The following is a 25,945-nucleotide window of genomic DNA, read 5'->3' on the forward strand; positions in this document are numbered from 1 at the left end:
TGAAATACCCCCAAATCAAGGCCCGGAATCATTTTATTTTTATGGTTAATGATCGGTTACCGTGATTTGGGCAGCTGGCGCAACCGACGCGTTTGTCGCGGCGCCAGTCTTCACAAGTTCGTCAGGCTCAGGCCTTCTTCTGATCCATCAGCTCAACGAAGCGATCGAACAGATAATGGCTGTCCTGCGGGCCGGGGGAGGCTTCCGGGTGGTACTGCACCGAGAAGGCCGGGCGGTCGGTGAGCGAGATGCCGCAATTGGAGCCGTCGAACAGGGACACGTGGGTCTCCACGGCGTTCTGCGGCAGCGTCTCCGGATCCACCGCGAAGCCGTGGTTCATGGAGGTGATCTCGACCTTGCCGGTGGTCTTGTCCTTCACCGGATGGTTCGCCCCGTGATGGCCCTGGTGCATCTTCCTGGTCTTGGCGCCGACGGCAAGGCTCAGCATCTGGTGGCCGAGGCAGATGCCGAAGGTCGGGATCTTCTCCTCGAGCACCTTCCGGATCACCGGCACCGCGTACTCGCCGGTTGCGGCCGGATCGCCGGGGCCGTTGGAGAGGAACACGCCGTCGGGCTTCAGCGCCAGCACGTCCTCGGCCGAGGCGGACGCGGGCACCACCGTGACCTTGCAGCCGGCACGGGCGAGCAGGCGCAGGATGTTGCGTTTCACGCCGTAATCGATGGCGACCACGTGATGCCTCGGGGCACTGTCCTGGTGGCCATAGCCTTCGCCGCGCGTCCAGGTGGTCTCGTCCCAGTCGAAGCGCTGGGCGCTGGTGACCAGAGGCACGAGGTCCAGTCCGTCCATGGAGGGGAGGGCGGCGGCCTTGGCCTTCAGGGCCTCGATGTCGAACCGCCCCTCGGGATCGTGGGCGATGACCGCGTTGGGCATGCCCTTGTCGCGGATGAGCGCGGTCAGCGCCCGGGTGTCGATGCCCGAGAGCCCGACGATGCTGCGGGCCTTCAGCCAGGCGTCGAGGTCGCGGGAGGCGCGCCAGTTGGACGGCTCGGTGATGGCCGCCGCCAGCACGACGCCGCGCACGCCCGAGGACGAGGCGGCGTTGACGCTCTCGGTGTCTTCCTCGTTGGTGCCCACATTGCCGATATGCGGGAAGGTGAAGGTGATGATCTGGCCGGCATAGGACGGGTCGGTCAGGATCTCCTGGTAGCCGGTCATCGCCGTGTTGAAGCAGACCTCGCCGGTCGCCTCGCCGGCGGCGCCGATGCCGAAGCCTTCGAGAACCGTTCCGTCCTGGAGCACGAGAACCGCGGTCGGGCGCGGCTCGGCCCAGCCACCCGAGGAGGACCCGGTGGTGTCTTTGTCTTGCAGCATCGTCATGATCTCTTGTAAGTCCGGGGCCAACAGGCCGTGCTTGAGCAGGCCATTACCCGGGCCGCCCTTGAACTACCCCCGTGACTTAAGGGGCCGTTCGCGTTCCGTCAACGCTCAAGCGATTTAAAACCAAGGAGAACTCCATGCTGCGCGAACGTTTCACCACCGAGATGAAGGAAGCCATGAAGGCCGGCGACAAGAGCAGGCTCGGCGCCATCCGCCTGATCCAGGCGGCCCTCAAGGACAAGGACATCGAGGCGAGAGGCAGCGGCAAGGAGCCGCTGTCCGACGAGGAGATCCTGTCCCTCCTGCAGAAAATGGTGAAGCAGCGCCAGGAATCGATCACCATGTACGAGCAGGGCGGCCGCGCCGAGCTGGCCCAGCAGGAGAAGGACGAGGTCACGGTCATTTCCTCCTACCTGCCGCAGCAGATGGACGAGACCGAGACGAAGGCCGCCATCGAAGCCGCCATTGCCGAGACCGGCGCCGCCTCCATGAAGGACATGGGCAGGGTCGTCGCAGCCCTGCGGGCCAAATATGCCGGCCGCATGGACTTCGCCAAGGCGAGCGGGCTCGTGAAGGACCTGCTGCCGAAGGGGTGAACCCTCATGCACCGCCTGTCATCACCGGCCTTGGGCCGGATGAAAGAGGGTGTGACTCAGGACGATGTCATGCCCACCGCGCCATCACCGACCCTCGTACCCTCCGACGTCATCACCGGCCTTGTGCCGGTGATCCCGATCGGAAAGGCGCCGCGCTCTTCCGACCGGGATGGCCGGGTCAAGCCCGGCCATGACGGGCGAGGGGGCGTCCGGGCGGTGTCCCGACGCGAAGAGCACAGCGCCTCACTCATGGATCGGGATGGCCAGCACAAGCCCGGCCATGACGCCGGAGGAAGGCGATGACGACAGCGCGTGCCATTCCAGATCGTCTGCCGTCGGGGACGACATTCCGTTCGTGAATCTCCAGCCCACCGTGCTAAAAGGCGGATCCCTATCGAGCATCCGACGATGCGCCCTCGCGAACGAGCATCGGTGACCCATGAGCCTTGAACTCTGGCTGATTTATCTGGTTGCCGCGGTCGGCCTTTCGCTGACCCCTGGGCCGAACGGCCTGCTGTCGCTGACGCACGGCGTCTGTTACGGCTTCCGGCCGACGATCTATACGGTGCTGGGCGGCGCGCTCGGGTTCTTCGTCCTGATCGCGGCATCGCTCGCCGGCATGGGAGCGCTGCTCGCCGCCTCGGAGCAGGCCTTCACGATCGCCAAGTGGATCGGCGCCGCCTATCTCGTCTATCTCGGCATCCGCATCTGGCGGGCGCCCGCCTCCGTCCTGGATGTGGCGGAACAGACTAAAGGGTTGCGCAGGGCGCGGCCGCTCTGGATGTTCAACCAGGGCTTCCTCGTGGCGGTTTCGAACCCGAAGGCGCTGATCTTCTTCGCGGCGTTCCTGCCGCAATTCATGGCCCCGGGCGTGCCCTATCCGGTTCAGCTCGCGGTGTTCGGCGGCACCTTCGTGGTGGTGGAGATCGTCTACGAGCTTCTTCTCGCCGTCATGGCGCAGCGCATCGCCCCTGGCTGACCCGGCACGGGCGATGGTTCAACCGCGCCGCAGGCGTGACCTTCGTCGGCATCGGGGCGGCGCTCACGACGGCAAGCCGCTGACAGGCGCTCGTGCCCTAAATCAGTGATCCGGAAATCCTCGTCACGACCGCCCGTCCGTGAATTGAACGAGATCCCACAGATTGCCGTACACGTCCTCGAACACGGCCACCATGCCGTAGGAAGCCTGCTTCGGTTCGCGGATGAAGGTGATCCCGGCTTCGATCATGGCCGCGTGATCGCGCCGAAAATCGTCGGTGCGCAGGAACAGGAAGACGCGGCCGCCCGCCTGGTTTCCGATGAAGGCTTCCTGATGGGACGAGGAGGCCCGGGCCAACAGCAGCGACGTGCTGCCGCTCCCCCGAGGCCGGACGACGACCCAGCGCTTGTCCTGCTCCGGCTGATAGGTATCCTCGACCAGCTCGAAACCGAGCTTGCCGACATAGAAGGCGATCGCTTCGTCGTAGTCCCGTACGACGATGGCTATATGGGCGATGCTCTGATTCAAAGCGCTCCACCTGCTCTCAAACTCGCGCAGGATGGGGAGCTTATGTCTTGGGAGGAATAGCGCGCTTCACCTTGTCCACGTGAAACGGCGTCTCGCGGGTGCGCCTCTGACGTTGCGACCGAGCCCCGGCATCGCTCACATGGGCGGCGATCGATCGACGCAGTCGTCGTCCAGGAGGTCGTGAAAGCTGATCCGGACCCGGCTGCCGTGTTTCGTCGGTTCGGTCGCGGCGCCCAGGCCCACAAGCGCATTCATCTCGCCCACGAGACACCGGGTGCTGTCTGCCGTCCTGATCCGGACCTGGCGATGCCGCACCCGCGCTTCGAAGTCGTTGAGGTGGAACAGGGTCTCAGGATCGATGTCGAGATCGATGCGCCCGTAGCGTTTGCCGTCTCCGCCGGCTGCCACCTGAATGCCCGTCAGAAGATGCTGGAGCTCGGGCGGCCATTCCACGATAGGGTTCTGGGTGAGCGGCATAGGTGATCCCGAGGCTCGAGAGATCCTTCGACGATAAAGGGTCCTCCTCATTCAAGCGAGGGCCACGCTTCCTGGTTCCATGACCCGCCCCCTCGTCACCATCGGCCTGTCGAAAATGGCCGACCCTGTGGATTGCGGGCACAGAAAAGCTTGGCCTTGGGGTTTTTAACTCTGCCGTAGGCGCACTAGTTTATGGAGCAGGTTTGGAGAATTCCGCCTCGTGCGCTACCCGCCCCAAATCCTGGAAGAGATCCGCGCCCGGCTGCCGACCTCGGCGGTCGTGGGCAAGCGCGTGCGCCTGAAGAAGGCGGGGCGGGAATGGAAGGGGCTGTCGCCGTTCAACGCCGAGAAGACCCCGTCCTTCTACGTGAACGACCAGAAGCAGTTCTACCATTGCTTCTCCTCGGGAAAGCACGGGGACATCTTCACCTTTCTCATGGAGACGGAGGGGCTGTCCTTTCCCGAGGCCGTGGAGCGGCTGGCAGGCGAAGCGGGCGTGCCGCTGCCGCAACTCTCCCGCGAGGACCGGCAGGAGGAGGTCAAGCGCAGGAACCTCCACGACGTCATGGAGCTGGCGGCAGAGTTCTTCCAGACTTCGCTCCAGGGGCCGTCCGGAGGCAAGGCGCGGGATTATCTCGCCAGGCGCCAACTGAGCCGGGACACGCAGGCTCGGTTCCGCATCGGCTATGCCCCGTCCGAACGTTATGCACTGCGCGACCATCTCGCCGGCAAGGGCGTGCCCGTCGAGATGATGGTGGAGGCGGGCCTGGTTCATGCGGGCGAGGAGGGGAAGATCCCGGCCGACCGCTTCCGCGACCGGGTCATGTTCCCGATCTGCGACGTGCGCGGCCGGGTGATCGCCTTCGGCGGCCGGGCCATGAGCGCGGACGTTCCGGCGAAGTATCTCAACTCGCCCGACACCCCGCTCTTCAACAAGGGGCGGCTCCTCTACAACTACCACCTCGCCCGCCAGCCGGCCCATGACCGAGGCACGGTGATCGCCGTGGAAGGCTATGTGGACGTGATCTCGTTGAGCGTCGCGGGCTTTCCCCACGCGGTCGCGCCGCTCGGCACGGCCCTGACGGAGGACCAGCTCACCCTGCTCTGGCGCCTTGCCGAGGAGCCGATCCTCTGCTTCGACGGCGACAAGGCCGGGCAGCGGGCGGCCTACCGGGCACTCGATGTCGCCCTGCCCAACCTCATGCCGGGCAAGTCCCTGCGCTTCGCCATGCTGCCCGACGGGCAGGATCCGGACGATCTCGCCCGTTCCGGAGGAAGCGCCGCCGTGGAGCGGGTTCTGGCCTCGGCCCGGCCCCTGGTCGATGTGCTCTGGGCCCGGGAGCTGGAGGCGGGACCGCTGGATACCCCCGAGCGCCGGGCGGCCCTGGAGCGGCGCCTGCGCGAATCACTGGCACTGATTCGCGACGAAACCCTCAAGAAATACTACAGGGAGGAGGTCGAAAGCCGCCTTGCGGCCCTGAATCCCGATTCCCGGGCCAACCGGTTCAACCGTCAGACCGGGGGCTCGCGGCGGGACTTTCAGAAGCCCCAGCCCATGACGCCGAGCTCCCGGCTGAGCGTCTCCCCGCTTCTCGCCCGCAGCGCGCTTTTCGTCGGCGGAGCCGCCGAGTCTCCGCGGGAGGCGATGATCCTCTGCACCTTCCTGGCCCATCCGGAACTCGTTCAAAATCACGTCGAAACCCTTGCAGATCTTGAACTTGAGGGGCGGCCCACCCAGATGGTGCGCAGTCTCCTGCTCGATGGAGCGGCGAGCGGCGAACCTGCCGATCTGACGGTCATGAAGGCCCGACTCGAACGGGCCGGCCTGACGCCGGTGGCGGACAGGCTGACGGCTCTGGTCCGTCCCGGCGACCGATGGATGCTGGATCCGCATGCGGATCCCTTGCGGCTTGAGGACGCATTGAGACAAGCCATCACCTTGCATCGCCGCGCACGCACGTTACATAGCGAACTTCGGGCTGCCGAGCGCGCGCTTGCCGAAGAGGACAATGAGGCCAATCTCGCCTGGCTGCGGGAGGTCCAGAACCAGCTGTCCTCCGTCGAGGGTGCCGAGGCCGATATCGACAGCGGAGGGCTCCAGGGGGGCCACTGATGTCTCACACGATCGGGGTGCGGCAGGTGAGGCGGCTGCCGCTCTCTGGGCAGGGGATGGTTAACGGTTAGTCAAGCGACTCACTGTTTATAGTTGGAATGATTTCAGGTGGCGGAGCCTCGGGGCTCGGCCACCCATTCGCGCATCGCAGGTCCTGTAGGGGGGATGGGCGGGCGCTGGAGTTGAGCAAAGCATGGCGACGAAGACAACCGGCGGCGACGAAGGCGATACGACCACGACCGAGCAGCAGACCGATGGGCCTCTGCTCGACCTGAGCGATGCCGCCGTTAAACGGATGATCAAGCTCGCGAAGAAGCGCGGGTACGTCACTTACGACGAATTGAACGAGGTTCTGCCTCCGGAGGAGTTCAACTCGGAGCAGATCGAGGACGTTCTCGGCCAGCTCTCGGAGATGGGCATCAACGTCGTCGAGTCCGAAGAGACCGACGAGAATGCCCAGCCGGAGGCTGCCGACGAGGAGGAAGCCGACGGCGGCGACCTCGTCGAGGCCTCCCAGACCCGTGCCGTCGCGGTGCGCGAGACCACGGCCAAGGAGCCGACCGACCGCACGGACGATCCGGTGCGCATGTACCTGCGCGAGATGGGCTCGGTGGAGCTTCTCTCCCGCGAGGGCGAAATCGCGATCGCCAAGCGCATCGAGGCCGGCCGCGAGGCCATGATCGCGGGCCTCTGCGAAAGCCCGCTGACCTTCCAGGCCATCATCATCTGGCGCGACGAGCTCGTCGAAGGCCGGGTGCTCCTGCGCGACATCATCGACCTCGAGGCCACCTATGCGGGCCCCGACGGCAAGGGCGCGCCCAAGGTCGATGCCCTGGGCGAAGGCGAGGCCGAGGAGGAGACGGCCGAGGGCGAGGAGGGCATGACCCCGCCCGAGGGCGACCTCGACGACGACGACATGGAGAACAACGTGTCGCTCTCGGCCATGGAGGCCGAGCTGAAGCCGCGTGTTCTCGAGACCTTCGATTCCATCGCCGACAACTACAAGAAGCTGCGCCGCCTGCAGGTCGAGCATGTGGAACAGCGCATGCAGAACAAGCAGCTGACGCCGGCCCAGGAGCGCAAGTACAAGGAGCTCAAGGCGGATATCGTCGCGTCGGTGAAGTCCCTGTCGCTGAACAACAACCGCATCGAGGCCCTGGTCGAGCAGCTCTACGACATCAACAAGCGCCTCATCTCCCATGAGGGCCGCCTGATGCGCCTGGCCGAGAGCCACGGTGTCGCCCGCGAGGAGTTCCTCAAGCACTACCAGGGCTGGGAACTCGACCCGAAATGGGTGCTGCGCGTCTCAAAGCTCGGCGGCAAGGGCTGGAAGGACTTCGTCGCCAGGGCGAAGGACGGCATCCACGACCTGCGCGAGAACATCCACAATCTGGCGAGCGAGACCGGCCTGGAGATCCAGGAGTTCCGCCGCATCGTCATGATGGTGCAGAAGGGCGAGCGCGAGGCCCGTCAGGCGAAGAAGGAAATGATCGAGGCCAACCTGCGCCTCGTGATCTCCATCGCCAAGAAGTACACGAACCGCGGCCTGCAGTTCCTGGACCTGATCCAGGAGGGCAACATCGGCCTCATGAAGGCGGTGGACAAGTTCGAGTACCGCCGCGGCTACAAGTTCTCGACCTACGCCACCTGGTGGATCCGGCAGGCGATCACCCGGTCGATCGCCGACCAGGCCCGCACGATCCGCATCCCGGTGCACATGATCGAGACGATCAACAAGATCGTCCGCACCTCGCGCCAGATGCTGCACGAGATCGGCCGCGAGCCGACCCCGGAGGAGCTGGCCGAAAAGCTAGCCATGCCGCTGGAGAAGGTGCGCAAGGTCCTCAAGATCGCCAAGGAGCCGATCTCCCTCGAAACGCCCATCGGCGACGAGGAGGATTCGCATCTCGGCGACTTCATCGAGGACAAGAACGCGATCCTGCCGATCGACGCGGCGATCCAGTCGAACCTGCGCGAGACCACCACGCGCGTGCTCGCCTCGCTGACGCCGCGCGAGGAGCGCGTGCTGCGCATGCGCTTCGGCATCGGCATGAACACCGACCACACCCTCGAGGAGGTCGGCCAGCAGTTCTCGGTGACCCGCGAGCGTATCCGCCAGATCGAGGCGAAGGCCCTGCGCAAGCTCAAGCACCCCTCGCGGAGCCGGAAGCTCAGAAGCTTCCTCGACAACTGATCGCAATGATTTCGCCTACCGTGATGGCCGGAACAAGCCCGGCCATCACGATCAGCGAGGCGCGGTGCTTCACGGAATCGGGATCACCGGCACAAGGCCGGTGATGACGCGACAGAATCGGACATTGAGAATTACCTAAACAGCGCGAACGCCACGCCGCCCGCCGCGATGGCAGCGGCACTCGCCGCCGAGACGATCCAGCCGGCCTGCGCGCCGCCGAGGCTGAGCGTCATGCCTGCCTTCACCGCGGTGTTCACGGCAGCGGCGATGCCGATGCCGAGCGCCGCCGTGGCGACCGTGATGCCGCCATTGGCGAGACGCGCGAGCGAGAGCGTGATGGCATCGACATCCGCGATGCCGGAGAGCGCTGCCAGAATGGTGATCCCGACATCCCCGGCGGAGGTGCTGATCACCTTCGCGAACAGGCTGATCACGGCGATCAGTCCCGCGAGCTTCAGGGCGGTCCCGAGATCGAAGGGGCTTTTCATGACGAGCTGAGGATGCTCCTCGCTTCCTCGGCCATAACGGACGAAGAGCACTCCGGAAACCGCGATCATCACGAGCCCCGCGGCTCCCAGCGGCCCGGCGAGCGGCATGAGCAGTGCATTGTTCAGGGCGCTTGCCAGGATCAGCACCCGCACAACCATCACCGCTCCGGCCAGAAGGATGCCGCCGGCCAGCAGCGGACCTGCAGGCGGGTGCTCGCGCGCCATCCGTGCGAGGGTCACGGTCGTGGCCGTTGACGACGCCAGACCGCCGGCGAGGGCCGCGAGGGCGACACCCGCCTGACTTCCCATGATCTTCACCGCCATATACCCGATGAAGGACAGGGCCGCGATGATGATCGCAAGCAACCAGATCTCCGCCGGATTGATGGAAGCCCATGGGTCGACGGTCCGGTTCGGCAGCAGGGGCAGCGCCAGGAACGTCATCGCGAGAAGGATGAGCGCAGATCGGATCTCCAGCCATGTCAGACGCCGAAGCCAGCTGTGAAGTGGCTGCTTGAGAGCCAGGATGAGCGTGACAAGGACACCGGCCGCGACGGCGATTTCAAGATCGCCGAGGACCGCGTAAGCGCCGAGGGAGAAGGTGAGGAGGCCGGCGACGACGCCGGTGACGCTGAAATTCTCCTCCGCCTTCGCCTCGAGCCAGGAGAAGGCGCTGAACGCGAGAGAGAACCCGAGAAAGGCCAGCGCCAGAAAGACGGCGTTGGTGTAGTTCGTCAGGATTGCGGACAGGGCGCCGAGCAGGGCGATGAGGGTGTAGGTCCGCAGGCCCGCCGTCCGCTCGCCTTCCGCCTCCTCGCGCTGCTTCCAGCCGCGCTCCAGGCCGATGAGCAGGCCGATGGCCAGGGCAACGGCAAGACGGAAAAGCAGGGACGTGTCGTTCATGGCACTTGGGTTACGTGATCGGCGAGCCTGACGGGCCGCGGCTTCCGACCGTTCCTCCCGTGTCTAGCATGGGCATCTTGCGGGCAACAGCCTAGCTTTCCCGACGGCTTCATCGATGCTTTGCACAGGGCTTGCGCCGCGATACCTGTGGTGGGCTTTCCGCTCCTGAGGCCTGTTCATGATTGTCAGCCTGACCGTAATTCTTTTCTGCCAGCTCCTGGGCGAGGTGGTGACCCGCGGGCTCGGGTGGCCTCTGCCCGGTCCTGTTCTGGGAATGCTCATTCTGCTCGTTCTCTTAAGCCTGCGCGACCGGATCAAGACGAAGATCCCCGAGTTCGGCAGGGCGCTCGACTCGACCGGGAAGGGGCTTCTCGCCCATCTCTCGCTGCTGTTCATTCCGGCCAGCGTCGGCGTGATCCAGCGTCTCGACGTGCTGGCGGAATATGGCGTCGGTCTCGCGGTTGCACTCGTGGTCTCGACCTTCGTGACCCTGGTGGTGACGGTCGTGATCTTCGTGGTGGTGTCGCGCCTCAGCGGCTCCTCGATGGAGGCAGGCGAGGAGGGCAGAGCCCGTGACTGATCAGGCCTTTTCCCTCTGGGTCTATCTTTCGCAGACCCCGCTGCTCTGGCTCGTGGTGACGCTCGGCGCCTATGTCATCGCAGACCGCATTTCGCTCGCCCTCAAGCGGCATCCGTTGTGCAATCCGGTTCTGATCTCCGTCGTCACGGTCGCTCTCGTCCTGTGGGGCACGGGCACGTCCTATCCGGTCTATTTCGAAGGCGCGAAATTCGTGCACTTCCTGCTCGGTCCCGCGACCGTCGCGCTCGCCATCCCGCTCTACGAGAACCGGCGCATCGTGATGCGCTCCATCGTGCCGATGGTGGTGGCGCTCGTGGTGGGATCCGTGACGGCCATCGTGTCGGCCGTCGCCGTGGCGCAGCTCTTCGGCATTCCCGATCCGATCCTGATCTCGCTGGCGCCGAAATCCGTCACCGCCCCTGTGGGCATGGGCATCACGGAGGCCTTAAGCGGTGATCCGGCGCTGACCGCCATCCTGATCATGCTTACCGGCGTCACCGGCTCGATCATGGTCACGCCGCTGATGAACGCATTGCGCATGAAGGACTGGCGCGCCCGTGGCTTTGCGGTCGGGCTCGCGTCCCACGGCATCGGCACTGCGAGAGCGTTTCAGGTCCATTCGCTCGCCGGCACCTTCGCGGGCATCGCCATGGGGCTCAATGCCCTCGTGACCGCACTGCTTCTGCCGCTCGTTTTGGCGCTCCTGCTGGATTAGGTGTTGTTTACTCAACAGCCCCACTATGAAGCGCGTCAGCACGTCGCCAACGGGGAGATGAATCAATGACCGAACCTGCGCCCGGAAGCCCGTCCAGGAAATCGTCAGCCCGCAAGCCCACGGACACCGGGCAGCCGATCCTACTCTCGGGCGGGAACCCTCAAATCGCGAAGGGCTACGGCGATGCTCCCGTGCAGGCCTACATCGCCGCCATGCCAGGTTGGAAAAGCGACGTCGGGCGCCGCCTCGACGCGCTGATCGAGCGCACGATCCCCGGTGTGAACAAGGCGGTCAAATGGAACTCGCCGTTCTACGGAGTCGAGGGTCAGGGCTGGTTTCTCAGCCTCCATTGCTTCACGAAATACATCAAGGTGGCTTTCTTCCGCGGCACGTCGCTGGAACCTGCTCCTCCCGGTACGTCCAAGCAGAAGGAAGTGCGCTATTTCCACATTCACGAGAACGACCAGCTCGACGAAGCTCAGTTCGCCGATTGGGTGAGGCAGGCCAGCCGACTGCCCGGCGAGCGAATGTGAAAAGCGGGTGTTCGTTCCGGGCAGCAGGCTGACGTAGAAGGCTGCATCAATCCGAGAGTTTGCCTCGTAAGCCTCCGCTCTCATCCTGATAGTCAAGACGAGAATAGAAATGAAGAGTTCGCCCGTCCTTCCTGGACAAGTCTTCGGCGTCATGGCCGGGCCTGTCCCGGCCATCCCGATGTTGAAAAGCGCTGCGCCTCATGCAACCGGAATCACCGGCACAAGGCCGGTGATGACGACCCAGGTGAATGTCCGGCTAGATTCTAAGGAGGTCGCATAGGGACCCTCTCGACGAAAGATCCAGAGAACATGGGAGACGCTTTCGGTCTGCGAGACGCTCACTTCGTAATCTCCTCGGGATGATGGCTTCGGGAGCAATCTGAATGATGAGCCAAGCCGTCAAAAGCGACCAACCACCTAAAGCGGTTCTTCAGGCGGCGGGTTGCCGGACCCCACGCTGCCCGTCGTCTCGCTCTGCCGTGGCAGGAGCGCCGGAACGATGCCGTCCGCCACGAGAGCGTGAAGCTGCCCGATGTAATTGTCCTCCCGTGACGGCGCGGTCGGATCGGAGGTCATGACGATGGACAGGCCGAGACTCGGAATGACGTAGAGCATCTGTCCGCCGAAGCCCCAGGCGTAATAGGCCGTGTGTCCGCGCATGTCACGGATGAACCAGCCATAGCCGTAGCGGTCTCCCGTGAAAGGCGAGGCGGTGCGCGGCGTCCACGATTCCCTGATCCAGTTTTCCGACACGACGCGCCTGCCGTCGATCATGCCGCCCTGGCGATACAATTCGCCGAAGCGCCAGAGCGCGCGCGGCGAGAGCGCCATTTCGTTGCCGCCGAGATAGATGCCCTGCGGATCGCGCGTCCAGGGCGCGACATCGATCTCCAGCGGCTCGCCGAGCCAGTCGCGCGCGAGTTCCAGCGTGCTGCGTTTCGAAGCCCGCGTCAGCGCGGCGGAGAGAATATGCGTGCTGCCGGTCGAATAGAGCATGCGTCCGCCGGGCTCGTCCACGAAGGGCCGCGAGAGTGCATAGCGGACCCAGTTGCCGCTGCTGATCCAGGGGCCGTAATTGCGCCCGGAGGTGCGCTCCAGTCCGGCCTGCATGGACAGCAGATGGCCGATGGTGACCTGCCGGATCCGAGGATCGGCCTCGGAGGGAATGCTTTGCCCGAGCACCGACGCAACCGGCTGGTCGACACTCTGCAGAACGCTGCGGTCGATGGCGATCCCGACGAGAGCCGACATGATCGTCTTCGAGGCGGACTTGATGTTCGTCGGACGGTCGAGACGCGCGCCTCCGAAGGCCCGTTCGGCCAGAACGCTTCCCTGGTGGGACACGATCAGGGAGCGCAGATTCGGAAGATCCCCGGCACGCTCGACCGCCTCCTCGATCAGCCGGACGTCGGGCCCTGGCGTCGGAGGAGGGGAGGCGGGCTGGGCGAACGCGCCGACAATGCCGGTCAGGACGAGGAGAAGAGCCAATCCGCTTCGAGGGCTGGCGAAGCTTGAGAGCAGGCGCATGGAGAGCTCTGGCGTTGCATTTGTATCGGACAGGATTCGAGATGGACCGGTGTTCCCTCGGTGCAACACCATCGCACGCCATTGTGAGCACCGGCCGTCCATGCGGCAGCACGCTCCCTCCCTTGCATGGGCGGCATTTGCGCTTTCTCTGCCGATCCCTTATTTGCGAGGAAATTCGTAAATACAAGGCAATATACATGATTGGAACGTGGTTTACCCGCCCGCTCTGGCAGCGGGTCGCCGTGGGCTTCCTCCTCGGCATCCTGGCGGGCGTGCTGGCCGGAGAGCAGGCTGCAATCTGGTTCAAGCCCCTGGGCGACCTCTATCTGAACCTCGTGCGGATGATCGTGATCCCGCTCGTGTTCTTCACCATCACGTCCAGCGTGGCGAAGCTGGCTGAAGCGGGCAATGTGGCAAGCTTAGGCCTGCGCACCCTGTTCTGGTTCGTCGCCACATCGGCCATCGCCGTGCTGGTGGGCATCGCCTTCGGCCACCTCATCGATCCGGGTCTCGGCCTGTCGAACCTGCCGCTCGGCGAGGTGAAGCCGCGCACGATCCCGACGCCGCTCGAGGTGCTGATCGGCATCGTGCCGACGAACCCGATCAAGGCTATGGCCGACACCAACGTGCTGCAGGTGCTCTTCTTTGCGGGCATCGTCGGGGCGGCGCTCGTGTCGCTGGGTGAGAAGACCGCCGGCATCCGCACCCTGGTCGACCAGGGCGCAACCGTGGTCTTCCGCATCACGCGCTGGGTGCTGCAGCTCACGCCCATCGGCACCTTCGGCCTGATCGCCTGGGTCGTCGGGCGCTATGGCCTGGCCTCGCTCCTGCCGCTCGGCAAGTTCATCGCGGCCATGTACCTCGCCTGCCTGTTCCACATCATCGTGGTCTATGGCGGCCTCCTGAAGCTGCACGGCCTCAAGGTCGGACGCTTCTTCCGCGGTGCCGCGCCGGCGATGCAGATGGCCTTCGCGACCTCGTCGAGCCTCGCCACGCTGCCCATGTCCCTGCGCGTCGCCGTCGAGAAGCTCGGCGTGCCGCAGAGCTATGCGAGCTTCGCCGTGCCGCTCGGCGCCAACGTGAAGATGGACGGCTGCGGGGCGATCTATCCCGCCATCGCGTCGATCTTCATCGCGCAGTATTTCGGCCTGGATCTCTCGCTGACGCAGTACGTGCTCATCGGCCTCACGGCGGTTCTGGGTTCGCTCGGCACCGCCGGCGTGCCCGGCACCTCCATCGTCATGCTCACCCTGACCCTGAGCACCGCGGGCCTACCGCTCGAAGGCATCGGCTACATCATCGCCATCGACCGCGTCGTCGACATGATGCGCACCATGACCAACGTGACGGGCCAGATCCTCGTCCCGGTGATCGTCGCCAAGGAGGAGCACATTCTCGACCAGTCCGTCTATGATGGCGCCGTCGAGACGCATACGCCGGCCGGCGATGCGGTTCTGGTTGCGGCCGAGTAACCACAGGCTGCAAACAAGCAAGGCAAAAGGCGGGCCGTCGAGCCCGCCTTTCTTGTATGAGCTCCGGCCGACAGCGTGGATCGCTGAATCCCGTTCGGTCCTCGTACCCTCCGACGTCATCACCGGCCTCGTGCCGGTGATCCCGACGGGTTCAGGCACCGCGCTCCACATCATCGGGCGGGCCGGCACAAGGCCGGCCATGACAATCATGGCAGGATGAGAAGGAGTGTGATCCGGTCTCTCACAACAGGAAGTCCGAAGCGCCGATCAGCGAGAGCTTCACGTTGAGCAGCGTGATCGATTGACTGTCGGCCTTGATGATCACGTCATCGGCCCTGCCGTCACTGTCGGCATTGACCCTGCTGATGCTGAGCTCGTCGAAGCTCAGGCCGTTGCCGCGCAGATCGATGCGGTCGCTGGCGTTCCTGAAGTCGGTGATCTTGTCCTTGCCCCACTTGCCCGAAAAGCGGAACGTGTCCGCATTCGTGCCGCCGGTAAGGATGTCGTTGCCGCTGCCGCCGGAAAGGGTGTCCTTCCCGCTGTTGCCATAGAGCTTGTCGTTGCCCCCGTTGCCGTAGAGCTTGTCGTTGCCGCCATTGCCCTTGATCGTGTTGGCCGCGGACGTGCCCTTGAGGGTGTTGTTGCCAGCCGTGCCGCTGATCGTGGTGGGCGCAGGTGCGGGCGAGGCGCCCGCTGCCGGGTCGATGAGATCGAGCTTCACGTTGGAGGCGCCGATCGTCACCTGCTTGGTGACCGGGGCGTAGCCGCCGCCCGAGAAGGTGACCGAGTAGGTGCCGGCCGCGAGCGCCAGGCTGTAGCCGCCGGCGCCTTCCGTCGGGGTGCTGTACCGGGCGCCGGACGAACTCACGGCCGTGACGGTCAGCCCGCCGAGGCCCTCGCCGATGTCGTAGAAGCGGTCGCCGTCCTTGTCGTCCATGCCGACGCCCGTGAGGAACACGTTACCGCCCGACTTGGCGAAATGCTGCGTGACGAAGGCTCCGTCCCAGGTCTGATACGGTCCGGTGTCGAAGCCGATGCCGATCTCGCGGAAGGTCCCGTTGAGGATGTTGGCCTTGTGCCCCGGACTGTTCATCAGGTTCATGTGCAGGAGCTGCACCTCGTCCTGCAGTCCTGCCGGAGCGCGGGTGCTGGCCCAGGCGATGTTTTCTCCCGAGGTCCAGGAGCCCGAGAAGGCATAGCCGGCGTCCATCATCCGCTGGTGCGGAGAGGAGCCGCCCGTTCCCGTATGGGAGAACGTGTCGGTGGCAATCATCCAGTCGCTGTGCGAATCCGCCGACGCGTTCAGGCTGCCGTTGAAGGCAAGCGGCTGAGCGCCCGCCTTCGCCCGTTCACGGTTCACCAGTTCGAGCATGAATTGCTCATAAGCCGTGGCCTGCGACATGGAACACCCCTTTGTTGCTTATGATTTTTCCCGCGTTCGGGTTAATGACCTGAGCTTGGGCTTAAGGGGCAAATGGGAAAAAGTTGTGACCCTGGGATATGGTGTTGCAACCCGGCTCGGTGCGCGCCGTTGAACGAGGCAGGTGAAACGGCCCTACCGGCGCCGTAACCCTGCCCTGCAGGATGAGAGGGAGATCAGGAACCTATTCTGGTCTATAGCGGAAGCTGGAAACGCCTCAAGGCTGGGCTTGGCCGCAAGCTTGGCAGCATCACGAAGAATGTCGATGACCAACCAAACGCCCGCCATGCCCCTTGCCTCCCGTCCTGTCTCGGCAGAGAGGGTTGCCGTCCCGATCCTGGCCGCCATCAGCGTTTCGCACCTGCTGAACGATCTCATCCAATCCCTGCTGCCGGCGATCTACCCGATCCTCAAAAGCAATTTCCATCTCGACTTCGGACAGATCGGGCTTCTGACGCTGACGTTCCAGCTCACCGCGTCCCTGCTGCAGCCCCTGGTCGGCAGCTTCACCGATCGCAGGCCGCAGCCGTTCTCCCTCGTCGTGGGCATGGGCTTCACCCTCATCGGCCTGCTGACGCTCTCGCGGGCGGGCTCCTATCCGGTCCTGCTCCTGGCGGCGGCCCTCGTCGGCATGGGATCCTCGGTCTTCCACCCGGAATCCTCCCGCGTCGCCCGTCTCGCGTCAGGCGGACGGCACGGCCTGGCGCAGTCCGTGTTCCAGGTTGGCGGCAATGCGGGAACGGCCCTGGGCCCGTTGCTCGCGGCCTTCATCGTCGTCCCGTTCGGGCAGCCGAGCATCGCCTGGTTTTCCGTGGTGGCGCTGCTGGCGATGCTGATCCTGTTCGCCATCGGGCGCTGGTATCAGGCCAAGCTCGCGGATCTGCGCGCCAGGCCCCGCACGGCCGAGACGGGATCGCTGGTCTCGAAGAGGCGCGTCGTGATCTCGCTCGCAATCCTGATCCTGCTGGTCTTCTCGAAGGACTTCTACGTCGCAAGCCTCACCAATTATTTCACCTTCTACCTGATCGCCAAGTTCCAGCTCTCAGTGCAGGAGGCGCAGATCTATCTCTTCGTCTTCCTCGGCGCGCTCGCCGTCGGGACGATTCTGGGCGGCGCCATCGGCGACAAGATCGGGCGGCGCTACGTGATCTGGGGCTCGATCCTCGGGGTCCTGCCTTTCACGCTCGCGATGCCTTACGCCAATCTGTTCTGGACGGCGGTTCTGAGCGTCACCATCGGGTTGGTTCTGGCCTCGGCGTTCTCGTCCATTCTCGTCTACGCGACGGAGCTCGTTCCGGGACGGGTCGGCACGATCGCGGGCCTCTTCTTCGGCCTGTCCTTCGGCATGGCGGGCCTAGGCGCGGCGCTGCTGGGTCAGCTGGCCGACCTGACGAGCATCGAGACCGTCTACAGGGTCTGCTCGTTCCTGCCGGCCATCGGGCTCCTGGCCTACTTCCTCCCGAAGATCGAGAAGAAGCACGCCTGAGGGGCGAGCTCCCCCCGTCATGGCCGTCCCCGGACTTGATCCGGGGATCGGTCCCGGCCATCCCAATGGGACAAGCACCGCGCTTCGACCCATCGGGATCACCGGCACAAGGCCGGTGATGACGTGGGAACGGATGACGTCTGAAGCTTTGTTCCTGCCCTTGCCTCCAGGGACGTATCGGTATCGAATATTTACGAAACGCCGTTCGTCAGCTCAGGGCTGCTCTCGCCGCATCTTCCAGGGCCTTCATCGCCATGCGATACGGGCCCGGTCCATGGCTGATGCGGGCGACGCCGAGCTCCGCGAGCCGTGCAGCCGGGGGCGTCTTCGGGCTCGCCATGATGTTCACCGGCAGGGACGAGCCTTCGACGATGCGGGCGATCAGCGCCTCGTCGGCAAGGCCGGGAACGAAGAACCCGTCGGCACCGGCATCGGCATAGGCGCGGCCGCGCTCCAAGGCCGTGTCGACGAGGCTCTCGTGCTGGTCCGCGGCGGCCACCAGGAACACGTCCGTGCGCGCATTCAGAAAGGCCGGAACCCCGAGCCGGTCGGCCGCATCCCTGGCGCCCTTGAGCCGCGCCGCCTGATCGGAGATCGCGCGCAAGGGACCGGTCTCGCGAGAGCTGTCCTCGATATTGTAGCCGATGGCGCCGGCCTGGACGGCGCGGGCGATATTGGCGCCAACCTCTGCGGGAGTGGTCCCGTAGCCGCTTTCGAGATCGATGGTGACCGGCAGGTCGGTGGCCGCCGCGATGCGCTCCAGATTGGCGATGGCGAGGTCGAACGGCATGTATTCGCCGTCGTCGAAACCGTGCGCGGCCGCAACCGACCAGCTGCCGGTGGCGAGAGCCTTCGCGCCGCTCGCCGCAACCGCCTTGGCGCTGCCCGCATCCCAGACGTTGAACAGGATAACCGGGCGGCCCGGAACGTGGAGAGCCTTGAACGTCTTGGCCTTCGTGACTTGATCCGTCATGCTTTTGACCCCTTGGAGAATGTTGCCGCGATGCGCCGCTCGTGTTCCAGCAGCCATTGCTTGCGCCAGATCTTGCCGCCATAGCCGGTCAGCGATCCGTCGGCGCCGATCACGCGATGGCAGGGCACGATGATCGCCACCTGATTGGCGCCGTTCGCCCGCGCGACGGCACGCGCCGCGTCGGGGCGATCGATGAAGCGGGCGATGTCGCCGTAGCTGCGCGTGGCACCCGCCGGGATCCGGCGCAGCGCGTCCCAGACCGTCGCCTCGAATGCCGTACCCTTCTGAACGATGGGAACCTCGAAGGAGATCGCGCGGCCGGCAAAATACTGCTCCACCTGATGGGCCAGCGTGTCGAGCATCGCGTGCTGCCCGAAGCAGATCGGCCCGACGCGTCTGCGCAGGCGCTCGATCTCGGTCGGAAGCGCCTTGCGTTCCGCGAATTCGAGCAGATGCACGCCCGCATCGTCCACGACAGCGAGCATGGCGCCGATCGGCGAGTCGAGCCATTGCGCCGTCAGGATCTGACGCGCCGGCGTGCGGATCGGCGCATCGCCGATGAGCTTGCTGATCGCATCTCGAAAGCCGCTGCCGGATTCGTAGCCGGCATCGAGCTGGGCCTCCACCACGGAACCTCCCTGCTGCAATGTGTTCACCGCAAGTCCCAGACGCTGCGAGCGCGCATATTGCGCGAAGGTGATGCCGTATTCCCGCTGGAAGGCGCGGCGGACGGTGGAGGGATCGTAGCCGAGGGCCTTTACGTCTTCGGCGCTCCAGCGCCGGTCGGGCTCGGCCTTGATCCTGTCCCGGAGGCTTTCGAGCGCCCCGCTCGTCGGCCGCTTGATGTCGAGGGGCCTGCACCGCAGGCAGGGGCGGAAACCTGCATCCTGGGCGGCATCCTTGCAGGAGAAGAACACCACGTTGTGGCGCTTCGGCTTCCGGGCCGGGCAGGTCAGGCGGCAGAAGATGCCCGTCGTCGTCACGCCCACATAGGCGAACCCTTCATAGGAAGGATCGCGGGCGATCAGGGCGGCAAAGAGAGTGTCGTCGTCGCGAAGCATTGGCATGACCCTGTTCTAGCGCAGCCGCCGGGGCCGTGTCGCCGGAAACGAGGCGTGTATTTTCTTTTCCTCAGCGGGCCTGAGCGACATCGACGCTGAGGCGCATCTCCGGGTGGATGCCGCAGATCACGTCGTAGTGGCCCGGCCGATCGAACCCGACGGTGACGGTATCACCGGGGTTCTGCGCATCGGAATTGAAGCTCTTGCCCGGCCCGTCGAGGCGTATGTTGTGCACACGCGTGTCATCGTTGAGGATGCGCAGGGCATCGCCCACCTTCAGGATGACGGCGCCGGGCGTGAAGCGCCGGGCCTTCTGGCTGACGCTGGATGCCGGCACCGCATCCGCATTGGTGCCCCAGGCCATCGTCCTGGCCGGCAGGCTTGCCGGACGGGGAGGATCGTCGCTGGACACGGTGTTGAGGAACGCGACGAGCTGCGCCCGCTCCGTCGCGCTGAGCTCGATCTGCTGCGGCAGGTCCGCCGAGAGGGTGGGGCGCTTCACCACGCGCTCTGCATAGTGATTCACCACATCGTCGAAGCTCGCAATCGAGCCGTCATGCATGTAGGGCGCGGACCAGACCCGTTCGCGCAGGCTCGGCGTCTTGAAGGCATGATCCGCCGCGCTCACGCCGAGAACCGGCCCACGACCCTTGTCATCGCTCGGCAGGCCGATGTCGTGGAAGGCTTCATCGGTGAAGCGCCAGCCCTGGTGGCAGGCCACGCAACCGGCCTTGCCGACGAACAGGGAGAAGCCCGCAAGCTCGTCGGGCTCCAGCGCCTTGTCGTCGCCCTTCACCCATCGGTCGAACCGGGTTTCCGGCGAGACCAGCGTTCGCTGGAAGGCCGCGAGAGCCTTGGCCAGATTGGCTTGCGTTATGGCGGGATCGTCCGGGAAGGCTTCAGCGAAGGCTTTGCGCATCTGCGGATCTGCGGATAGTTCACGCAAGGCCGTCTGCAGGTTGCCGGCCATCTCTCGCTCGTTCTCGATTGGCACCATGGCCTGGGCTTCCAGGCTCGATGCCCTGCCGTCCCAGAAGAAGGACAGGCCCCAGGCCAGGTTCCAGAGTGGAGGCGTGCGGCGGTCGAGAGGCTGTCCGTCATGGCCCACATGGCGGTCGACGCCGTCGGAGAAGGCGAGGTCCGCCTGGTGGCAGCTCGAGCACGCCACGTTGTCGGAACCCGACAGGCGGGTATCCTCGAAGAGCCCTGCGCCGAGCGCCACCTTTTCGGGAGTGGCCGGATTGTCGGCGGGCGTCGGGGCGTGGTCAGGACGCGCGAAAGCCTTTCGCCAGTGCTCGACGTCGAGCGGAGCGGGCTTGTCGGCCGCTCCGCCCACGAGGCCTGCGAGCACGAGGCTCGCAAGCGCCCGGCCGGCTCTGGCGAGACCCTCGCGCGGCATGGATGTCAGCGCAGATGTCCGAGCTGCAGTTCGAACTTCGCGACGGCGCTCAGGAACTCGCCGGAATCCTTCACGGCCTGCTTCAGCGGCGTCACGGCCGGGAAGGTGGCCTTCAGCTCGTTGAGGCTAGCCTGCACGGCCTTGGCCGCATCGGCGTTCTTCGCGGTGGCGGCCGGAATGACCGTTCCGACGAGACGGTCCGCTTCGAGCACGAAGCCGCGCGCGTCCTGGTACTCGACCACGTTCGCGATGCGGCCCTTGCTGACGGCCTCCTCATATTCGTCGGCCGCCTGCTGCAGCACCTCGAGAGCCGTCTCGAGCACGAAATAGGTGCCGTTCTCCTCCTTCGCCTTCACGGCGGTCTCGGCGGCCGCCAAGCGCTCGTCGAGGGCCGCGCGGGCGCGGACATAGGCCTCCTTGTTCTTGGCCTTCACGGTCTGCGAGAGCGACTTCAAGGCCACCTGGAAGGGCGCGATGTTGAAGGTCTTCAGCTGATCGCGAATGCTGCCGTAGATCTCTTCCTCCGGGTGCAGGAAGTGGGGCAGGGCGTCGGCCCAGCGCCCGGCCTCGATCAGTTCGGCGCCGACGAGAAGATGGCCGCGGATCGTCTCGATTCCGCGATAGACGTGGATGGCCGGCTGCAGCTGCGCGGCGCCGCCTTCCCCTTCGCCTCCTTCGCCTTCGCCGCCGGCAGTGGCCGCAGGCGCCGCGTGGCCCTGGTGCTGGGCGAGTTGGAGCAGGGTCTGGTCCGCCTTGGCCTCGATACCGGCCTGGGGCTGAACGTGCAGGGCCGTCGCCTGCGCAACGGCCGGAGCGGCAACCAGCACGGCGGAGCTCAGGCCCGCCCAGATCTTCCGTTTCTTCATGGTTTTCCCCTCGCCACGGCGGCCGCTGCCGGCTAGTTTAGAAAAGCTAAAAACTACCTGTCTTTACAATGATTTAGCTACAGAATATGGGGGTTCCTGGCAAGCCCGAAGGTGTCTCACCCATGCTCATCACGATTGCGGACGTCCTGCCCCTGGCCGAACTCGGAGAGGTTCGTGCGATGCTGGGATCGATGCGCTTCGAGGATGGTCGCGCGACGGCCGGATGGAGCGCCAAGCTCGTCAAGGACAACGAGCAGGCCCGGGAAGGCGCCGCGCTCACGCTGCTGCGGGACAAGGTGGCGAAGGCCATTCTCGACAACGAGGTGTTCAGCCTCGCCGTGCGCCCGAAGGTTCTGACGCCGCTCACCTTTGCCCGCTACGGCGAGGGCAGGGCCTATGGATCCCACGTGGACAATCCGCTGATGAACGGCATCCGTACGGATGTGTCCTTCACCCTCTTCCTGGCCGATCCGGAAAGCTACGACGGTGGCGAACTCGTAATCGAATCGGTTGCCGGCGAGGAGGAGGTGAAGCTCCCGGCAGGGCACCTCGTCGCCTATGATTCGACGAGCCTGCACCGGGTCGCGCCCGTCACGCGGGGAGAGCGCGTGGTGGCCGTGGGCTGGGCGCAGAGCTACGTGCGCGACAGCGCCCGGCGGGAACTCCTGTTCGATCTGGAAACCGCAAAGCGCGGCCTGTTCGCCCAATCCGGCAAGACGCCGGAATTCGACCTGTTGGCGAAAAGCGGCGCCAATCTCTTCCGCATGTGGGCCGAGGTTTAAGGGGTTCTCGACGTCCTCTCTGGGTTGCTGTCCGGTGTGCCCAACCGGAAACGCACCTGCTTCGTCATCACCGGCCTCGTGCCGGTGATCTCGATGAAGAAAAGCGCGGCGCTTCATAGAATCGGGATGGCCGGGACCGATCCCCGGATCAAGTCCGGGGACGGCCATGACGTGCGGAGGTTATCCATGGAAGATCGGTGCCCCTGTCCCCGGAAGCTCAGGGAAGGGGCGAATCCCAGGAACTTGTAGGTGCTACTGCCAGGAGTAGTTGAAGCTCACGCTGATGCGCTCGCTTTCGGCCTCGTTGAGAGGCACCTCGTGGCGCAGCCAGCTTTCCCAGAGCAGCACCGTGCCGGGCGCGGGCTTCACATAGGCGAACTGCCGGTTCTCCGGCTTGGCCTTGGCCTTGCGCGGCGGCGCGGCCATCATGAAGCCGAGGCGCGGATCCTCGAGCTTGAGCGCGCTCGCACCCTCCGGGATCGTCACGTAATAGGTGCCGCTGATCACCGAATGCGGGTGAATGTGGGAGGTGTGGATGCCGCCCGGCGGGAGAATGTTGATCCACAGGCTGTCGAGCACGAGCTTGCGGCCCTGAAGATCGAATTCCAGCTCCTTGGCAAAGGCCGCCACATGCTTGTCGAGTTCCTTCAGGAGTTCGCCGAACACGGGTACGCGCCACGGCAGATCGTTCAGGGACGCGTAGGACGTGTAGCCCGGATAGCCGTGCTTGGCGCACCAGCGCTGGCCGGCCTCGTCGTCCTCGGCGATGGACAGGCAGGCCGCCTCCAGCTCCGCATTGCGGCGCTCGGCCTTGGCGCCCGTCATCTCGGCGCGGTAGACTTTGGTGACGAAAAGCATATCGATACTTGCCATGGCTCGGCTCTATTCCGGCAGCCGGCTTCTGTCAAAGCCATTGCTCTTTCCGGAACGGCATCCCAGCTTTCATGTTCGAATGGTTCCTCATGGCTTGAAGGATCCGTGAGGGCAACACACCTTGGCCTTATGATGTCATCCTCCCTCGCGTCGATCGCCTCCGACGACCTGTTGACTATGGCTCGAAGTCTCGATGCCGAAAGCCTCGCGCTGGTCATCGCTCTACGGGACTGGCTGGTCACGGCCGCAGGCCAGATGGAGGATTCGAACGAGGTCCTGTCAAGCTTCCTCGACCGTCTGATCGAGCTCGGCGTGCCCGTCGACCGAGCCGTTTCGGCCATTGAGGCGCTGCACACGGAATATGCGGGAATCGGACGCTTCTGGACACGGGAAGAGGGAACCGTCGTGCGCTACCTGCCGCACGGGGACCGCCGCGAGGCCATCTATCAGACGAGCCCCTTCGCCCATGTCAGCCGAACCCGCGAGTGGCTCATCCTCGATCTCGCGAACACCCCGGACGATCTCTTTCCGATCGTTCCCGAACTGAAGGAAGCGGGATATCGTCATTACGTCACCATCCCGATTCGCTTCACCAACGGAGCCGAGAACGCGATCTCGTTTGCGACGAGGTCTCCGAAGGGATTCGGCACGCGCGATCTGACGATCCTGCGCATGGTGATTCCGTCCTTCGCCCTCGTGACCGAGCTGCGCGCGACGAGCAACCGGCTCGACGAGGTGCTGCGCATCTATGTGGGGGACGATCCTCACAAGGCGATTCTTTCGGGCGCCATCCAGCGCGGACAGGTGACCCGCATCCGCTCGGCCATCCTGTTCGCCGACATGCGCGACTACACGCATATCTCATCCACGCTGAGCCCCGAAAGCGCGGTCGAGCTGTTGAACAACTATTTCGACTGCCTCGTGCCGCCCATCGAGGACGAGGGTGGCGAGGTCCTGAAATATCTCGGCGACGGACTTCTGGCGATCATGCGCGACAAGGGCGACGATACGGGCGGTGCCGCGCAGTCGGCTCTCACCGCGGCCACGAAGGCCCTTCGGCGCATCGAAGCCGCCAACAACGAGGGCCGCTTCCCCGTGACGATCAACGTGGGCTTCGCGCTCCACCATGGCGACGCGGCCTACGGCAATGTGGGCTCCGGTCAGCGCCTGGATTTCACGGTGATCGGCCGCGACGTGAATCTCGCGAGCCGCATCGCGGAGCTGAACAAGCGCCTGGGTGAGCCGCTGCTGATGTCAAAATCCTTCGTGGAGCATCTCTGGGGCAATCCCACGCCGCTGGGCGCTCATGATGTCGAAGGGTTCGCGGAGGCCATCGAGGTCTACAAGCCTTGAATCCTGTCGCGCCCATGCGGTGCATCGAGATCCAAGAGTGGTCCGAGCGGTACGATGCCGGTGGGATTGATGGTCCTGTGGCTCTCGTAGTAATGCCCCTTGATGTGGGCCATGTCCACGGTCTCGGCGATGCCGCCCGTCTGGTAGAGATCGCGCAGATAGCCTGAGAGATGCGGGTAATCCGCAATGCGGCGCAGATTGCACTTGAAGTGGCCGACATAGACCGGATCGAAGCGCACCAGCGTGGTGAAGAGCCTGATATCGGCCTCGGTCAGCCGGTCGTCGCAGAGATAGCGGCGCGACGACAGGCTCCCGTCGAGAAAATCCAGCGTTTCGAAAAGCGGGCGAACGGCTTCTTCGTAAGCCTGCTGCGTCGTCGCGAAGCCTGCCTTGTACACCCCGTTGTTGACATTGTCGTAGATGCGCCCGTTCAGGGCGTCGATGTCGGCGCGCAGATCCTCCGCACAGTAATCGCCCGGCCTGGCGCCGATCCCGTCGAACGCGGAGTTCATCATGCGGATGATCTCGGCGGATTCGTTGTTCACGATGGTGCCGGTCGCCTTGTCCCAGAGCACGGGCACCGTCACGCGTCCGGTGTAATCGGGCACTGCCGCCGTATAGACCTGATAGAGATATTGCGCCTGGTTGATGGGATCTGGAATGACGCCCGGACCCTCCTCGAACGTCCAGCCATGCTCCATCATGCGCCAATGCACGACGGAGACGTCGATCATTCCTTCCAGCCCTTTGAGCTTGCGCATGATCAGGGTGCGATGAGCCCAGGGACAGGCGAGCGAGACGTAGAGGTGGTAGCGCCCGGGCTCCGACTTGAACCCGCCTTCTCCCGTCGGGCCGGGGGATCCGTCGGCGGTGATCCAGTTCCGGAAAGCCGATGGCTTGCGGACGAAGCGCCCACCGGTGCTCCTGGTGTCGTACCATTGATCCTGCCAGACGCCGTCGATCAGCAGCCCCATTCCATCCTCCTGTCGGGTCGCGCCGGGGACAACCCGATTCGACCGTGAAAGCAGACAGATGGTCGAACCCGGCAGGGGTCAAGAGGCGTCCCGGTTCCCCGATCCGCCAAGGTGCGTGCGACGGCCGGGCCGGACGGAGGGAGCAAAACCGGCTTGACGGAAATTGGGATGTATTACAGGAACATGAAGGGTCCGGCTCGTTCGGGACCATCCCCCCTTTTTCGAGCCCTGGTTCTTGGAAGAGGGCAATGCCTTCCGCCATGACAAGGGGTGACGAAAGGCTTTCCCTCCGGTAGAGGTTCCCTTGCCTTCCT

24 protein-coding genes are annotated in these 25,945 nt (G+C 64.9%); 12 read left to right on the top strand and 12 right to left on the bottom strand.

Going from position 1 to position 25,945, the window contains the following annotated elements; translation table 11 throughout:
• Positions 1-127: 127 nt before the first annotated feature.
• Positions 128-1,333, bottom strand: coding sequence for a glutamine-hydrolyzing carbamoyl-phosphate synthase small subunit (gene carA / locus KHP60_RS00375; RefSeq protein ID WP_213561557.1), 1,206 nt, complete (start codon positions 1,331-1,333; stop codon positions 128-130).
• A 143-nt stretch (positions 1,334-1,476) separates the two neighbouring features.
• On the opposite strand from carA, the gene KHP60_RS00380 reads away from it, so the two are divergent.
• The 3 genes from KHP60_RS00380 to KHP60_RS00390 all read left to right on the top strand — a co-directional run bounded on the left by KHP60_RS00380 (position 1,477) and on the right by KHP60_RS00390 (position 2,914).
• Positions 1,477-1,935: a GatB/YqeY domain-containing protein gene (locus tag KHP60_RS00380; RefSeq protein ID WP_213561558.1), complete on the top strand. Its 459-nt coding sequence runs from the start codon at positions 1,477-1,479 to the stop codon at positions 1,933-1,935.
• A gap of 69 nt (positions 1,936-2,004) precedes the next feature.
• Positions 2,005-2,238 (top strand): hypothetical protein, encoded by a 234-nt coding sequence (locus KHP60_RS00385; RefSeq protein ID WP_213561559.1) that lies wholly within the window; start codon positions 2,005-2,007, stop codon positions 2,236-2,238.
• 136 nt (positions 2,239-2,374) lie between these two features.
• Positions 2,375-2,914: a LysE family translocator gene (locus KHP60_RS00390; protein ID WP_249688378.1), complete on the top strand. Its 540-nt coding sequence runs from the start codon at positions 2,375-2,377 to the stop codon at positions 2,912-2,914.
• Positions 2,915-3,037: 123 nt separating this feature from the next.
• On the opposite strand, the gene KHP60_RS00395 is transcribed toward KHP60_RS00390, so the two are convergent.
• Positions 3,038-3,442 (bottom strand): VOC family protein, encoded by a 405-nt coding sequence (locus tag KHP60_RS00395; protein WP_213561560.1) that lies wholly within the window; start codon positions 3,440-3,442, stop codon positions 3,038-3,040.
• Positions 3,443-3,577: 135 nt separating this feature from the next.
• On the bottom strand, positions 3,578-3,919 hold the full coding sequence (locus KHP60_RS00400; RefSeq protein WP_213561561.1) for a hypothetical protein: 342 nt from the start codon (positions 3,917-3,919) through the stop codon (positions 3,578-3,580).
• A gap of 220 nt (positions 3,920-4,139) precedes the next feature.
• Between KHP60_RS00400 and dnaG the strand changes: the two genes are divergently transcribed.
• Positions 4,140-6,032 (top strand): DNA primase, encoded by a 1,893-nt coding sequence (gene dnaG, locus KHP60_RS00405; RefSeq protein ID WP_213561562.1) that lies wholly within the window; start codon positions 4,140-4,142, stop codon positions 6,030-6,032.
• A gap of 193 nt (positions 6,033-6,225) precedes the next feature.
• On the top strand, positions 6,226-8,226 hold the full coding sequence (gene rpoD, locus KHP60_RS00410; protein ID WP_213561563.1) for an RNA polymerase sigma factor RpoD: 2,001 nt from the start codon (positions 6,226-6,228) through the stop codon (positions 8,224-8,226).
• Between the two features lie 131 nt (positions 8,227-8,357).
• On the opposite strand, the gene KHP60_RS00415 is transcribed toward rpoD, so the two are convergent.
• Positions 8,358-9,617: an MgtC/SapB family protein gene (locus tag KHP60_RS00415; RefSeq protein ID WP_213561564.1), complete on the bottom strand. Its 1,260-nt coding sequence runs from the start codon at positions 9,615-9,617 to the stop codon at positions 8,358-8,360.
• 178 nt (positions 9,618-9,795) lie between these two features.
• Here KHP60_RS00415 and KHP60_RS00420 point away from each other — a divergent pair, with 178 nt between their 5' ends.
• The 3 genes from KHP60_RS00420 (at position 9,796) to KHP60_RS00430 (ending at position 11,445) form a co-directional block, all read left to right on the top strand.
• Positions 9,796-10,197: a CidA/LrgA family protein gene (locus KHP60_RS00420; protein ID WP_213561565.1), complete on the top strand. Its 402-nt coding sequence runs from the start codon at positions 9,796-9,798 to the stop codon at positions 10,195-10,197.
• Positions 10,190-10,912, top strand: coding sequence for an LrgB family protein (locus KHP60_RS00425; RefSeq protein WP_213561566.1), 723 nt, complete (start codon positions 10,190-10,192; stop codon positions 10,910-10,912). The genes KHP60_RS00420 and KHP60_RS00425 overlap by 8 nt, the downstream gene beginning before the upstream one ends.
• A 65-nt stretch (positions 10,913-10,977) precedes the next feature.
• Positions 10,978-11,445: a DUF1801 domain-containing protein gene (locus KHP60_RS00430; protein ID WP_213561567.1), complete on the top strand. Its 468-nt coding sequence runs from the start codon at positions 10,978-10,980 to the stop codon at positions 11,443-11,445.
• A gap of 417 nt (positions 11,446-11,862) precedes the next feature.
• Here KHP60_RS00430 and KHP60_RS00435 read toward each other — a convergent pair whose 3' ends face one another.
• The gene (locus KHP60_RS00435) at positions 11,863-12,972 is read right to left on the bottom strand and encodes a serine hydrolase (RefSeq protein WP_249688379.1); all 1,110 of its coding nucleotides are present in this window, start codon (positions 12,970-12,972) and stop codon (positions 11,863-11,865) included.
• A 197-nt stretch (positions 12,973-13,169) separates the two neighbouring features.
• Between KHP60_RS00435 and KHP60_RS00440 the strand changes: the two genes are divergently transcribed.
• Positions 13,170-14,444: a dicarboxylate/amino acid:cation symporter gene (locus tag KHP60_RS00440; protein ID WP_213561568.1), complete on the top strand. Its 1,275-nt coding sequence runs from the start codon at positions 13,170-13,172 to the stop codon at positions 14,442-14,444.
• A 241-nt stretch (positions 14,445-14,685) separates the two neighbouring features.
• Here the strand turns inward: KHP60_RS00440 and KHP60_RS00445 are convergent, their stop codons facing one another.
• On the bottom strand, positions 14,686-15,846 hold the full coding sequence (locus KHP60_RS00445; RefSeq protein ID WP_213561569.1) for a CAP domain-containing protein: 1,161 nt from the start codon (positions 15,844-15,846) through the stop codon (positions 14,686-14,688).
• Between the two features lie 304 nt (positions 15,847-16,150).
• Here KHP60_RS00445 and KHP60_RS00450 point away from each other — a divergent pair, with 304 nt between their 5' ends.
• Positions 16,151-17,350, top strand: a complete 1,200-nt coding sequence (locus tag KHP60_RS00450) for an MFS transporter (RefSeq protein ID WP_283770663.1) — start codon at positions 16,151-16,153, stop codon at positions 17,348-17,350.
• 208 nt (positions 17,351-17,558) lie between these two features.
• On the opposite strand, the gene KHP60_RS00455 is transcribed toward KHP60_RS00450, so the two are convergent.
• From KHP60_RS00455 to KHP60_RS00470, 4 genes are all read right to left on the bottom strand, one after another.
• The gene (locus KHP60_RS00455) at positions 17,559-18,323 is read right to left on the bottom strand and encodes an isocitrate lyase/phosphoenolpyruvate mutase family protein (RefSeq protein WP_213561571.1); all 765 of its coding nucleotides are present in this window, start codon (positions 18,321-18,323) and stop codon (positions 17,559-17,561) included.
• Positions 18,320-19,384, bottom strand: coding sequence for a bifunctional transcriptional activator/DNA repair enzyme AdaA (locus tag KHP60_RS00460; protein ID WP_213561883.1), 1,065 nt, complete (start codon positions 19,382-19,384; stop codon positions 18,320-18,322). Before KHP60_RS00460 ends, KHP60_RS00455 begins: the two co-directional genes overlap by 4 nt.
• A 70-nt stretch (positions 19,385-19,454) precedes the next feature.
• On the bottom strand, positions 19,455-20,783 hold the full coding sequence (locus KHP60_RS00465; protein WP_213561572.1) for a cytochrome c peroxidase: 1,329 nt from the start codon (positions 20,781-20,783) through the stop codon (positions 19,455-19,457).
• A gap of 5 nt (positions 20,784-20,788) precedes the next feature.
• Positions 20,789-21,649 (bottom strand): hypothetical protein, encoded by an 861-nt coding sequence (locus tag KHP60_RS00470; protein WP_213561573.1) that lies wholly within the window; start codon positions 21,647-21,649, stop codon positions 20,789-20,791.
• 122 nt (positions 21,650-21,771) lie between these two features.
• On the opposite strand from KHP60_RS00470, the gene KHP60_RS00475 reads away from it, so the two are divergent.
• Positions 21,772-22,431 (top strand): Fe2+-dependent dioxygenase, encoded by a 660-nt coding sequence (locus KHP60_RS00475; protein WP_213561574.1) that lies wholly within the window; start codon positions 21,772-21,774, stop codon positions 22,429-22,431.
• A 252-nt stretch (positions 22,432-22,683) separates the two neighbouring features.
• Here KHP60_RS00475 and KHP60_RS00480 read toward each other — a convergent pair whose 3' ends face one another.
• Positions 22,684-23,304, bottom strand: coding sequence for a TIGR02466 family protein (locus KHP60_RS00480; RefSeq protein WP_213561575.1), 621 nt, complete (start codon positions 23,302-23,304; stop codon positions 22,684-22,686).
• Between the two features lie 177 nt (positions 23,305-23,481).
• Here KHP60_RS00480 and KHP60_RS00485 point away from each other — a divergent pair, with 177 nt between their 5' ends.
• Positions 23,482-24,657: an adenylate/guanylate cyclase domain-containing protein gene (locus KHP60_RS00485; RefSeq protein ID WP_249688380.1), complete on the top strand. Its 1,176-nt coding sequence runs from the start codon at positions 23,482-23,484 to the stop codon at positions 24,655-24,657.
• On the opposite strand, the gene KHP60_RS00490 is transcribed toward KHP60_RS00485, so the two are convergent.
• A complete protein-coding gene (locus KHP60_RS00490; RefSeq protein ID WP_213561576.1) occupies positions 24,645-25,631 on the bottom strand; it encodes a glutathione S-transferase family protein in 987 nt (328 codons plus the stop codon). The genes KHP60_RS00485 and KHP60_RS00490 overlap by 13 nt on opposite strands.
• Between the last annotated feature and the right edge of the window lie 314 nt (positions 25,632-25,945).

It is taken from the genome of Microvirga sp. 3-52, from assembly GCF_018383585.1.
Lineage (GTDB): Bacteria > Pseudomonadota > Alphaproteobacteria > Rhizobiales > Beijerinckiaceae > Microvirga.

Excerpts from the sequence above, each read along its gene's own strand:
- carA (WP_213561557.1), bottom strand. The coding sequence starts at position 1,333 with ATGCTGCAAGACAAAGACACCACCGGGTCCTCCTCGGGTGGCTGGGCC.
- KHP60_RS00380 (WP_213561558.1), top strand. The coding sequence starts at position 1,477 with ATGCTGCGCGAACGTTTCACCACCGAGATGAAGGAAGCCATGAAGGCC.
- KHP60_RS00385 (WP_213561559.1), top strand. The coding sequence starts at position 2,005 with ATGCCCACCGCGCCATCACCGACCCTCGTACCCTCCGACGTCATCACC.
- KHP60_RS00390 (WP_249688378.1), top strand. The coding sequence starts at position 2,375 with ATGAGCCTTGAACTCTGGCTGATTTATCTGGTTGCCGCGGTCGGCCTT.
- KHP60_RS00400 (WP_213561561.1), bottom strand. The coding sequence starts at position 3,919 with ATGCCGCTCACCCAGAACCCTATCGTGGAATGGCCGCCCGAGCTCCAG.
- rpoD (WP_213561563.1), top strand. The coding sequence starts at position 6,226 with ATGGCGACGAAGACAACCGGCGGCGACGAAGGCGATACGACCACGACC.
- KHP60_RS00415 (WP_213561564.1), bottom strand. The coding sequence starts at position 9,617 with ATGAACGACACGTCCCTGCTTTTCCGTCTTGCCGTTGCCCTGGCCATC.
- KHP60_RS00420 (WP_213561565.1), top strand. The coding sequence starts at position 9,796 with ATGATTGTCAGCCTGACCGTAATTCTTTTCTGCCAGCTCCTGGGCGAG.
- KHP60_RS00430 (WP_213561567.1), top strand. The coding sequence starts at position 10,978 with ATGACCGAACCTGCGCCCGGAAGCCCGTCCAGGAAATCGTCAGCCCGC.
- KHP60_RS00435 (WP_249688379.1), bottom strand. The coding sequence starts at position 12,972 with ATGCGCCTGCTCTCAAGCTTCGCCAGCCCTCGAAGCGGATTGGCTCTT.
- KHP60_RS00440 (WP_213561568.1), top strand. The coding sequence starts at position 13,170 with ATGATTGGAACGTGGTTTACCCGCCCGCTCTGGCAGCGGGTCGCCGTG.
- KHP60_RS00445 (WP_213561569.1), bottom strand. The coding sequence starts at position 15,846 with ATGTCGCAGGCCACGGCTTATGAGCAATTCATGCTCGAACTGGTGAAC.
- KHP60_RS00450 (WP_283770663.1), top strand. The coding sequence starts at position 16,151 with ATGCCCCTTGCCTCCCGTCCTGTCTCGGCAGAGAGGGTTGCCGTCCCG.
- KHP60_RS00455 (WP_213561571.1), bottom strand. The coding sequence starts at position 18,323 with ATGACGGATCAAGTCACGAAGGCCAAGACGTTCAAGGCTCTCCACGTT.
- KHP60_RS00460 (WP_213561883.1), bottom strand. The coding sequence starts at position 19,384 with ATGCTTCGCGACGACGACACTCTCTTTGCCGCCCTGATCGCCCGCGAT.
- KHP60_RS00465 (WP_213561572.1), bottom strand. The coding sequence starts at position 20,783 with ATGCCGCGCGAGGGTCTCGCCAGAGCCGGCCGGGCGCTTGCGAGCCTC.
- KHP60_RS00470 (WP_213561573.1), bottom strand. The coding sequence starts at position 21,649 with ATGAAGAAACGGAAGATCTGGGCGGGCCTGAGCTCCGCCGTGCTGGTT.
- KHP60_RS00475 (WP_213561574.1), top strand. The coding sequence starts at position 21,772 with ATGCTCATCACGATTGCGGACGTCCTGCCCCTGGCCGAACTCGGAGAG.
- KHP60_RS00480 (WP_213561575.1), bottom strand. The coding sequence starts at position 23,304 with ATGGCAAGTATCGATATGCTTTTCGTCACCAAAGTCTACCGCGCCGAG.
- KHP60_RS00485 (WP_249688380.1), top strand. The coding sequence starts at position 23,482 with ATGGCTCGAAGTCTCGATGCCGAAAGCCTCGCGCTGGTCATCGCTCTA.
- KHP60_RS00490 (WP_213561576.1), bottom strand. The coding sequence starts at position 25,631 with ATGGGGCTGCTGATCGACGGCGTCTGGCAGGATCAATGGTACGACACC.